This window comes from Micromonospora deserti, from assembly GCF_003236335.1.
GTDB lineage: Bacteria > Actinomycetota > Actinomycetes > Mycobacteriales > Micromonosporaceae > Micromonospora > Micromonospora deserti.
The window spans coordinates 1-9,636 of record NZ_POUB01000228.1; the positions used below are offsets into that span (position 1 = coordinate 1).

At 73.9% G+C, this 9,636-nt stretch carries 11 protein-coding genes; 4 read left to right on the forward strand and 7 right to left on the reverse strand.

The features are described from left to right. Window positions 1-191: 191 nt before the first annotated feature. Window positions 192-1,028 (reverse strand): undecaprenyl-diphosphate phosphatase, encoded by an 837-nt coding sequence (locus C1I99_RS24495; RefSeq protein ID WP_111136552.1) that lies wholly within the window; start codon window positions 1,026-1,028, stop codon window positions 192-194. Continuing rightward, complete coding sequence (locus C1I99_RS24500; protein WP_111136553.1) at window positions 1,025-2,077, reverse strand: LLM class F420-dependent oxidoreductase; 1,053 nt, start codon at window positions 2,075-2,077, stop codon at window positions 1,025-1,027. The genes C1I99_RS24495 and C1I99_RS24500 overlap by 4 nt, the downstream gene beginning before the upstream one ends. A gap of 234 nt (window positions 2,078-2,311) precedes the next feature. On the opposite strand from C1I99_RS24500, the gene C1I99_RS24505 reads away from it, so the two are divergent. Continuing rightward, complete coding sequence (locus C1I99_RS24505) at window positions 2,312-3,283, forward strand: aldo/keto reductase (protein WP_111136554.1); 972 nt, start codon at window positions 2,312-2,314, stop codon at window positions 3,281-3,283. Between the two features lie 85 nt (window positions 3,284-3,368). Here C1I99_RS24505 and C1I99_RS24510 read toward each other — a convergent pair whose 3' ends face one another. From C1I99_RS24510 to C1I99_RS24520, 3 genes are read right to left on the reverse strand one after another with little or no spacing between them, the layout of a single operon-like run. After that, window positions 3,369-4,280 (reverse strand): hypothetical protein, encoded by a 912-nt coding sequence (locus C1I99_RS24510; protein WP_111136555.1) that lies wholly within the window; start codon window positions 4,278-4,280, stop codon window positions 3,369-3,371. Window positions 4,281-4,302: 22 nt separating this feature from the next. Beyond that, window positions 4,303-5,364, reverse strand: a complete 1,062-nt coding sequence (locus tag C1I99_RS24515; protein ID WP_111136556.1) for a WXG100 family type VII secretion target — start codon at window positions 5,362-5,364, stop codon at window positions 4,303-4,305. After that, entirely contained in the window at window positions 5,361-5,690 is a 330-nt protein-coding gene (locus C1I99_RS24520; protein WP_111136557.1) for a hypothetical protein, read from the reverse strand. The genes C1I99_RS24515 and C1I99_RS24520 overlap by 4 nt, the downstream gene beginning before the upstream one ends. A gap of 110 nt (window positions 5,691-5,800) precedes the next feature. Between C1I99_RS24520 and C1I99_RS24525 the strand changes: the two genes are divergently transcribed. The 3 genes from C1I99_RS24525 (at window position 5,801) to C1I99_RS24535 (ending at window position 7,456) form a co-directional block, all read left to right on the forward strand. After that, entirely contained in the window at window positions 5,801-6,220 is a 420-nt protein-coding gene (locus C1I99_RS24525; protein WP_111136558.1) for a YbaB/EbfC family nucleoid-associated protein, read from the forward strand. Then, window positions 6,217-7,173 (forward strand): SseB family protein, encoded by a 957-nt coding sequence (locus tag C1I99_RS24530; RefSeq protein ID WP_111136559.1) that lies wholly within the window; start codon window positions 6,217-6,219, stop codon window positions 7,171-7,173. The genes C1I99_RS24525 and C1I99_RS24530 overlap by 4 nt, the downstream gene beginning before the upstream one ends. A 91-nt stretch (window positions 7,174-7,264) precedes the next feature. Then, window positions 7,265-7,456 carry a DUF5703 family protein gene (locus C1I99_RS24535; RefSeq protein ID WP_039906151.1) on the forward strand — a complete coding sequence of 64 codons (192 nt, stop codon included), beginning with the start codon at window positions 7,265-7,267 and terminating at the stop codon, window positions 7,454-7,456. An 83-nt stretch (window positions 7,457-7,539) separates the two neighbouring features. On the opposite strand, the gene C1I99_RS24540 is transcribed toward C1I99_RS24535, so the two are convergent. Together C1I99_RS24540 and C1I99_RS24545 are read right to left on the reverse strand one after the other, a co-directional pair. Beyond that, on the reverse strand, window positions 7,540-8,196 hold the full coding sequence (locus C1I99_RS24540) for a hypothetical protein (protein ID WP_111136560.1): 657 nt from the start codon (window positions 8,194-8,196) through the stop codon (window positions 7,540-7,542). 60 nt (window positions 8,197-8,256) lie between these two features. Then, on the reverse strand, window positions 8,257-9,585 hold the full coding sequence (locus tag C1I99_RS24545) for a M20/M25/M40 family metallo-hydrolase (RefSeq protein ID WP_111136561.1): 1,329 nt from the start codon (window positions 9,583-9,585) through the stop codon (window positions 8,257-8,259). Window positions 9,586-9,636 lie beyond the last annotated feature (51 nt).

Here is a 9,636-nt window from a genome sequence, read left to right on the forward strand (position 1 = left end):
ACCCGGACCACTACGCACAGTGGGAACAGCAGGCCGCCGACCTCGTCACCCAGCACTGGAACAGCTGACCCACACCACCAACACCCGCCGGCCGGCACCCCACACGGGGCGCCGGCCAGCGGCATACTCGGACGCCACGGCCCCCGGGCGCCACCGGTGCGGTGGCGGCGGGGGCCGCGGGGCGGTACGGATCAGGTGGCGCTGATGGTGCCGGTCATCAGCAGGGCGAGCACCAGCGTGCCCAGGGCCACCCGGTACAGCACGAAGAGGTACAGCGTGTGGTGGGCGACGTAGCGCAGCAACCAGGCGATGGCCGCGTAGCCGATGCCGAACGCGATGATGGTGGCCACGATCATCTGGGCGATGCTCGGCACCGAGGTGCCGGGCGCGGCCGGCTCGAACACGTCCCCGATGCTGAAGATCCCGGACATCACCACCGCCGGGATGGCCAGCAGGAACGAGTAGCGCGCCGCCGTCTCCCGGGTCAGGTTGAGCAGCAGGCCGGCGGTGAGCGTCCCGCCGGAGCGGGACACGCCGGGGATGAGCGCCATCGCCTGGGCGAAGCCCATCACCACGCCGTCGCGCATCCGGAAGTTCTCCAGGGTGCGGGTCTGCCGACCCCAGTACTCGGCGAACGCGAGCACGAACGCGAAGACGATCAGGGTGGTGGCCACCAGCCACAGGTTGCGGCCGGCGGTGCGGATTTGGTCCTTGAACAGGAAGCCGAACAACCCGATCGGGATCGAGCCGACGATCACGTACCAGCCCATGCGGTAGTCGAGGCTGGACCGGACCGACCTGTCCCTGATCCCGACCAGCCACGTCCGGGTGATCCGCCAGATGTCCTTGGCGAAGTAGATCAGCACCGCCGCCTCGGTGCCCAGCTGGGTCACGGCAGTGAACGACGCGCCGGCGTCCCGGTCGAAGAAGATCGCCGAGGTGATCCGCAGGTGCCCCGACGAGCTGATCGGCAGGAACTCGGTCAGGCCCTGGACGACGCCCAGGACAATGGCCTCGACCCAGGTCACTCGCCGACTCCCGCGAGGTCCAGCGCCTCGGCGACGGTCCGCAGGGTCTGCACGCCGCTGTCCCGGTCCGCCGCGAACAGGGTTACCGACAGCGTGGTGACCCCGGCGGCGGCGTACTCCCGCATCCGCTCGGCGATGCGCTCCTTGGGCCCGAGCAGCGAGGTGCGGTCGATGAACTCCATCGGCACCGCGGCGGCCGCGTCGCGCTGCCGCTTGGCCAGGTAGAGATCCTGGACCTCGCGGGCGGCGTCGCCGTAGCCCATCCGAGTGGCGAGCTGGTTGTAGAAGTTCTGCTGCCGGCTGCCCATTCCGCCGACGTAGAGGGCGGCGTACCAGCGGACCAGCTCGGCGCAGGAGGCGATGTCGTCGCCGACGACCACCGGGACCGACGGGACCACGTCGAAGCCGGCCAGTTCCTTGCCGGCCTTGACCCGGCCGGCGCGCACCGACGCGAGCTGCTCCTCGGCGAACTCGGGGGCGTAGAAGACGCCCAGCCAGCCGTCGGCGATCTCCCCGGCCAGCTCCAGGTTCTTCGGGCCGACCGCGGCCAGGTAGATCGGAATGTGCTCGCGCGGCGGGTGGAAGCCGAGCCGCAGAGCCTTGCCGGGCCCGTCGGGCAGCGGCAGCGTGTAGAACTCGCCGTCGTAGGCGACCTCCTTGCGGGCCACGGCCATCTTCACGATGTCGACGAACTCACGGGTCCGGGCGAGCGGCTTGCCGAACCGTACGCCGTGCCAGCCCTCGGAGACCTGCGGACCGGACACGCCCAGGCCGAGCCGGAACCGGCCGCCGGAGAGCGCGTCGATGGTCGCCGCGGTCATCGCGGTCATCGCCGGGGTGCGGGCGGGGATCTGCATCACCGCACTGCCCAGGTCGATCCGTTCGGTCTGGCCGGCCATCCAGGCGAGCATGCTCGGCGAGTCGGAACCGTAGGCCTCCGCCGCCCACACCACCGAGTAACCGAGCCGGTCCGCCTCCTGGGCCAGGGCCAGGTGATCGGCCGGCGTACTCCACGCCGTCTGGTATCCGAGGCTGAGCCCGAGTCGCACTAGGTCCTCCCCCATCCGCACCACAGGTCGCATCAGGTTACGCAATGCCGGCGCGGGACCCGATCACCGGCTCACCCCAACCGCCGTCCACGACGGCTCCGCGGCGCCCCGCCGGTCCGGCGCGGCGGGCCCGGCAGGCGTGCGGGTCGGCGGGCGCGCGGAAACGCCGACACCCCGGCAGACTTGGCGGTAGCGAGGATATCGGTACGGCCCGGTTGGAAATAAGGTTCACCCATGCAACAGCGACCGCTCGGCCGAAGCGGGCTGGCGGTTTCGCGGCTCGCGCTCGGCACCATGACCTGGGGCCGGGACACCGACGCCGACGATGCGGCCGCCCAGCTGAAGAGTTACCTCGACGCCGGCGGCAACTTGATCGACACCGCCGACGTCTACGGCGACGGTGACGCGGAATCGGTGATCGGTTCGTTGCTGGGCACCCTGGTCCCCCGGGACGAACTGCTGATCGCCACGAAGGCGGGGCTGCGCCCGGGCAGCGGCCGGCGCCGCGACGGCTCGCGCGGGCACCTGCTGCGTACCCTGGACGCCTCGCTGCGCCGGCTCGGCACCGACCACGTCGACCTGTTCCAAATGCACGGGTACGACCCGGACACCCCGCTGGAGGAAACCCTGGCGGCGTTGGACCACGCGGTGGCCAGCGGCCGGGTCCGCTACGTCGGGGTGTCCAACTTCTCCGGCTGGCAGACCGCGCGGGCGGCCGCCTGGCAGGCGGCCTGGCCGGGGCGGGCCCCGGTGGTCGCCGCCCAGGTGGAGTACTCGCTGCTGCAGCGGGGCGTGGAGCGGGAGGTGCTGCCGGCCTGCGCGGCCCTCGGCCTGGGTGTGCTGCCGTGGTCGCCGCTGGGCCGCGGCGTGCTCACCGGCAAGTACCGGCACGGCCGGCCGGCCGACTCGCGGGCGGCGTCGCCGCACTTCGAACGCTTCGTCGCCACCTATCTGGAGCCGCGCTGCTCCAGCATTGTGGAGGCGGTGGCCACCGCCGCCGGTGGCCTCGGGGTCTCCCCGCTGGAGGTGGCGCTGGCCTGGATCCGCGACCGGCCTGGGGTGGTCGCCCCGATCCTCGGCGCCCGCACCGTCGGCCAGTTGCTGGGCGCGCTGCAGGTGGAGCGGATGACCCTGCCGGCGGAGATCGTCACCGCGCTCGACGACGTGTCGGCGGTGGAGGTCGGCTACCCGGAACGCGACGGCTGACCGACGCCGGGCCCGGCGTCCGGCGCGGCACGGCCCGGGGCGTGCCCGGCCGGGGCCGGCAGTGAGCGCGGCGGCGCCGGCCAGGTCAGGGCGTCGGGCGCTGGCCGGGGATGTCGCGTACGGCGGCGAGGAAGCGGGACTGGTCGTCGCGGGTCGCCGGGTTGACGACCCGGATCCAGGACCCGTCGTCGAAGACGATCGTGGACGGGAACTGCATCAGCCGCGCGCCGCCGGCGGAGTCGATCCGGGCGATCCGGTGCCGTTCGACACTCCAGAGCACCTGCGGCCGGCGGCGGTCCGGGCGGCCCTCGTCGGGGCGGCGGCCCATCCGCAGCAGGTGCAGGTGGGTGTCGGTGACCGCGAGCGGAGTGCCGGTGTAGCGCTCCAGGAACAGCAGCAGGCTGCCGGCGAGGGTGGCGAGGTCGCCGCTGAAGACGTACCGCCGCCGGTAGGCGATCTCGGCGAGCTGGTCGGCCAGCGGGCGGTAGCGGCTGAGCCGGAACAGCGTGCGGAACGCCTCCTGCTCCGGGGTCAACGGCAGCGGCTCGCGGGCCTCGGCGGCCGGCTGCGCGGCGGGGCGCTCCGGCTCGGGGCTGGCGGCCTCGGGCAGCCCGGCGGCGACGGCGGCGGCCTTGCCTGGCAGCAGCAGGACACCGGCGGCGATCCGCACCGGCGTCAGCACCGCCTCCACCCAGGCGACCGGGTTGGCGATGTTCAGCAGCCCGAACAGGGCGCGCGGGTCGAGCGCCTCGGCGATCTCCCCGCCCACCCGGTCGGCGAGCTGGCTGCCCGCCCGGTGCGTCTCCGGCGTGCGGACCGGCGCCAGGCCGACGTAGCGGAGTTCCTGGCCGGGCACGAGCGGGCCGACCAGCGCACGTTCCGGCTCGTCGCTGGTGCGGAACTCGTCGCGCAGCTCGCGGGCCTTGTCCCGGGCGGCCCGGGCGCCGCCGAGCACCGCCTCGGTCAGCCGGCCGAGCCGACCCCGTGCTCCGGTCACGCCGTACCTCCTCGATCGGCCGTCACCGGCCGGCCGGTTGCTCCGCGGGCGGCTGCCCGAACACATTCTCGTCGATCCAGTCCGCGCCGTCCTGCACCGCCTGGTCGATCCGGTCGCCGACCTGGTCGGCGCCGGGCACGGACAGGCCGCTGACCACGGCCACCGTGCCCCAGGTGACCCCGTGCACCACGGTGTTGGGCACGTTCCAGGGCAGGTTGGTGGCCCAGTCCCGGCCGATCATCCGCGCCCCGTCGGTGAGGCCGTGGGCGCGCAGCGCGCCCATGCGTTCGAGGGTGCTCATGTCGAACGGCGACCCGGACTTGCCGAGCTTCCAGGTGCCCTTCGCCGGGTCGAGCAACTTGTGGAACCACTTGTCGGCCGCGCCGGCGGCGCGCCGCTTGTCGGCGTACTTCTGGCCGGTGCGCAGCGCCTTCTGCTTGTCGACCAGCTTGTCCAGGTGGTTACGCAACTTGCGCAGGTAGTACAGGACCCGTTGCAGCAGCCTGATGACCTTCTGCAGGTGCGTCGCCAGCGGTCGGATGACCTTGAGCATCCGGGTGAGGGCGATCATGCCCCGGGTGACTCCGAGGGCCACGCCGGCCGCCCAGGACGCACCGGCGGTGAACGGCGCCATCAGCAGCGCGGTCACCAGCGTGACGAGCAGGAAGTTGACGAACTCGACGCAGATGTCGACCAGCACGTCGTGCACGACCTGCAGCGCGTCGGCGACCCCGCGCAGGTACTCGGCGGTGGCCGCGAACTGCTCGGCGACGTCCAGCAACTGCTGCTCGACCTCCGCCAGCCGCTTGCCGTACGCCTCGCCGGCGGGCGACCGCCAGCCGGCCTGCTCGGCCTCGCGGACGCCGCGGTGGCTCATCGCCAGCTCGCGCACCTGGGCGGCGAGCGCATCCCACTCGGTGGCCTTGGCGCGCAGCGCGGCCGGCTCACCGTCGACGAGGTCGACGAGCTGAATGAGCGGCCAGGCCAGGGTACGGCAGACGCTGTCGACCGCGCGGTCCACCCCGGACAGTGCGTTGTCGATGCCGTTCCACAGCTCGACGGCGGTGCCGGCGGGCCCGCTCACCGGGCCATCCCGCTGCCCATGGCGCGGAAGCCCGCGTCGATGTCCTGCTCGTTGCGCTCGTACGCCTCCGCCGTCCCGGCCAGCGCGGTGCCGACCCGCTCGAACGCGTCCTGGCCGGCGCGGAACAGCTCCATCCCGCCGCTGACCTGCTCGGCGTACTTCTCGCGGAGCATGTCGCTGGCGAACGGCAGGTGGCCGAAGGCGTCGTCGGGCAGGTCACCCGCCGACGCGATGCGGCTCTCCAGCGCGCCGAGCGAACCGGCCACCCGCTTCGCCGCCGCCTCCAGCCGCCGCACCGCCTGTACGTCGACGTCGATGTCCGGCATACCGCTCCTCCCCCACTCCTCCGGCCCCCACTACCTTTGGCGCAACGACGATACGATCATGCGGCCGCCGGTCGCCACCCCGGCCGGAGCCGTGCACGGGAAGGTTTCGCATGAGTGACCCGCTGTCCGCGTTCGACGCGCTCGCCGGACGGATCGCCGACATCGAACGCCGCTTCGCCGGGCTCCGGGACGACCTCGCCGAGCTCAGCGGCACCGCCACCGACGACACCGGCCTGGTCACCGCCACGGTGGACGCCGCCGGTGAGCTCACCGGCCTGACCTTCGCGCCCGCCGCGCCGCGGGCGGGCACGGAGGAGCTGGCCGCGATGGTGCTCGCCGCGTACCGGCAGGCCCGGTCGGCGGCGGCCGAGCAGCTCAACGAACGGACGGAGGGCCTGGACGCCACGATCGGCGCGGGTCTCGGCGAGCTCTTCGGCGAACCGGGCGACTTCTCCGCGCTGGGCCGCCTGGAGGAGACCATCGGCCGGCTCGGCCGCCTGGACAGCCGGCTGCCGGGGCCGCCGGCATGACCTCGGGCTGGCCCGACGTGGTCGCCCGGCTGCACGACACGCTGAACCGGTGCGACCGGGACACCGACCTGGAACTCGCCGCCGGCGACCGCCGGCTGCACCTGATGGTGCGCCGGGACACCGTCCGCGGGATCTGCCCGGCGTACGACGATCAGCGCCTGGCCGGCCTCGGGTGGCGGCCACCCCGCGGCGGTGGCGGGTGGTGGTTCGAGACACCCCGCACCCCGCAGGGCCTGCGGTGGTGGAGCGACTTCGCCGCGCGCACCGCGGCGGCGGTGCTCACCGACCGGCCCGACGCGCTCTCCTGCCAGGTGTTGCCGCCCACCGGTCCCCGGGTGCGGCCGGAGCCGACCGTGCCGCCTCCGGGCCGACCGGCCGGCCCGGCCAGGCCGCCGGCGGCGCCCGCCCCGACCAGCCCGGCCAGGCCGCCGGCGACGCACGGGGCGGACGGGCCGCCGGCGACGCACGGGGCGGACGGGCCGCCGGCGACGCACGGGGCGGACGGGCCGCCGGCGACGCACGGGGCGGACGGGCCGCCGGCGACGCACGGGGCGGACGGGCCGCCGGCGGCGGACGGGGCGGACCGGGAGGTCCGGGAGCGCCTGGCGGAGGCGGTGGCCCGCCGGGACCTGGCCGGGTACCTCGGTGTGCTCGCCGGGACCGTGGTGTGCGTACCGCTGGCGGCGGAGCCGTCCCCGCAGCGCGACTTTCCCTGGACGGTGGTCACCGACCCGGCCGGGGCGCCGCTGCTGCCAGTGTTCACCTCGCCGGAGGCGTTGACCGGGTTCGCCGGGCCGGGCGTGCCGTTCCTGGCCGTACCCTGCGCCGAGCTGCTCGCCGACTGGCCAGACGCGGGGTGGGGGCTGGCGGCGGACCCCGGCGCCCCCCAGGCCCTCACGCTGACCGCGCCGGCCCTGGCCGCCCTGCTGGCGGCGAACGATGCCATTGGGTAGCCCGGCGGCCGGGGCGCCGGCACCTGCCGTAGCGGTGTGGGTCACCGCCGGGGGGTGGCGGAGGGTCGCTGGGCTGGGCAGCATAGGGCTTATGGACTACGAATACGCGCCGCTGCGGTTGCCGCCGAACGTCGACCGGTTGACCGCCGCGGCGCAGCTGGCGATCCAGGCGGAGTTCTCCGGATGGGAGCTGGCCCGGGTGCGGCTGTTCCGGGACGGTACGCGGCAGGTGATGCTGCGCCGTCGGCGGGTCAATCAGCCGCAGCCGGGCCTGTCGTACTGAGTCCACCCGCCGGCCGTGCGCCGGCGGGGGACGCCCGCGGCCCCCGGGCCCGGACCGGTCGGCCGGGGCCCGGGGCTCGCCGCCTAGTGGGCGTGGTCGTGCTCCTCGTCGAGTTCCAGGAACGGGTGCTCGTCGAGCCGGCCGACCAGCCGGTCGTCGGCGGCCGGCTGAAACGGGCCGACCGGGTCGTCGTCGTCGAACGACTCCAGGTCGACCGGCGTGCCGACCTCGCTGACCATCACCACCCCGTCGAGCGGCTCGAGTTCCGGGACGTCCAGCGCGGCGAGCGAGCCGTCCCCGCTCTGCAGCAGTTCCAGCACCGCCTCGCCAACCCCCTCGACCGGGGCCGGCTCGTCGTCCTCCGGGGTGCCCTCCCGCCGGGCCACCTCCGCCACCCGGATCAGCGCGGCGACGCTCGGCACCCGGTAGTCCCGGCGCTGGCGCACCGAGATGACCCGCGGGTGCGGGTCGGTGGCCTCCACCCCCTGCGCGGCACCACCGAAACGCTGGTCGGCCTCGTCCGGGTCGATCGAATCGACGTCCCAGGGAGTGACCTCGCCGAAGGCGTCGAGGAGCTGCTCGTCGTAGGCGTAGGAGGCGTTGTTCAGCGCGACGTACGCCCGCCAGACGTCGTCGTCGTCGATGCGACCCTGCGCGGCGCGTACGGCGGCCAGGTGGTGGCGGGCCGCGTCGATCACCCGCTCAAGGGCGGTGTCCAGCTCACCGTGCTGGTCGGTCATGTGGGCTGTCCCTTCACGATGGGGAGGTTCGGTGCGGCACGCCGCGGCAGCGGACACGTGCTAGCAGGTGCGGAGGAACCGGTCGAGAACCCGCACGCCGAACTGTAGCCCGTCCACCGGAACCCGCTCGTCGATGCCGTGGAACAGCGCGGAGAAGTTCAGGTCGGCCGGCAGCCGCAGCGGCGCGAAGCCGAAACAGCGGATGCCCAGCTGCGAGAACGCCTTGGCGTCGGTGCCGCCGGAGAGCATGTACGGCACCGGTCGGGCGCCCGGGTCCTCGCCCCGCAGCGCCGCCGACATCGCGTCCACCAGGTCGCCGTCGAAGGTGGTCTCCAGCGCGGGCTGCCGCTGGATGTACTCGATCGCGATGTCCGGGCCGATCAGCTCGCGCAGCTGCCGCTCGAGCAGCTCGGACTGCCCGGGCAGGCTGCGGCAGTCGATGGTCGCGGTGGCCCGGCCGGGAATCACGTTGTCCTTGTAGCCGGCGGCGAGCCGGGTCGGGTTGGCGGTGTTGCGGATCGTCGCCCCGATGATGTTGGCGATCGGCCCGAGCTTGGCGATCGCGGTCTCCGGGTCGTCGGGGTCGAGCTCGACGCCGAGCAGGTCGGAGATCTCCGCCAGGAACGCTCGCACGGTGTCGGTGACCACCACCGGGAACCGGTGCCGGCCGATCCGGGCCACCGCCTCGGCGAGCGCGGTGACCGCGTTGTCGTCGTGCACCATCGAGCCGTGCCCGGGGCGGCCCCTGGCGTGCAGCCGCAGCCAGTCGATGCCCTTCTCGGCGGTCTCGATCAGGTAGAGCCGCTGGGCGTCGCTGACCGAGTACGAGAAGCCGCCGACCTCGCCGATCGCCTCGGTGCAGCCGTCGAGCAGGTCCCGGTGGCGCTGGACCAGGAAGTGCGCGCCGTAGTCGCTGCCGGCCTCCTCGTCGGCGGTGTACGCGAGCACGATGTCGCGGGGCGGGCGGACCCCCGTGCGCTGCCAGTGCCGCACCACGGCCAGCACCATCGCGTCGAAGTCCTTCATGTCGATCGCGCCCCGGCCCCACAGGTAGCCGTCGCGCAGCTCCCCGGAGAACGGGTGCACCGACCATTCGTCGGCGTCGGCGGGCACCACGTCGAGGTGGCCGTGCACCAGCAACGCGCCACGGGTGGGATCGGTGCCGGGGATGCGCGCCACCAGGTTCGCCCGCCCGGGTGCCGACTCGTGGATGACGGGCTCGACGCCGACCTCGGCCAGCTTCTCCGCCACGTACTCGGCGGCGAGGCGTTCGCCGGCGCTGGTGTCGTTGTCGCCAGTGTTGGTGGTGTCGATGCGCAGCAGATCACGGCAGAGGTCGACGACCTCGTCGGTGGGGTCGGGTCGGGCGGAGGCGGCGTCGCTCGTCATCGCTTCTTCATACCAGCCCGCTGGCCCCGGCCGGACGCCCCGCCCCTGCTC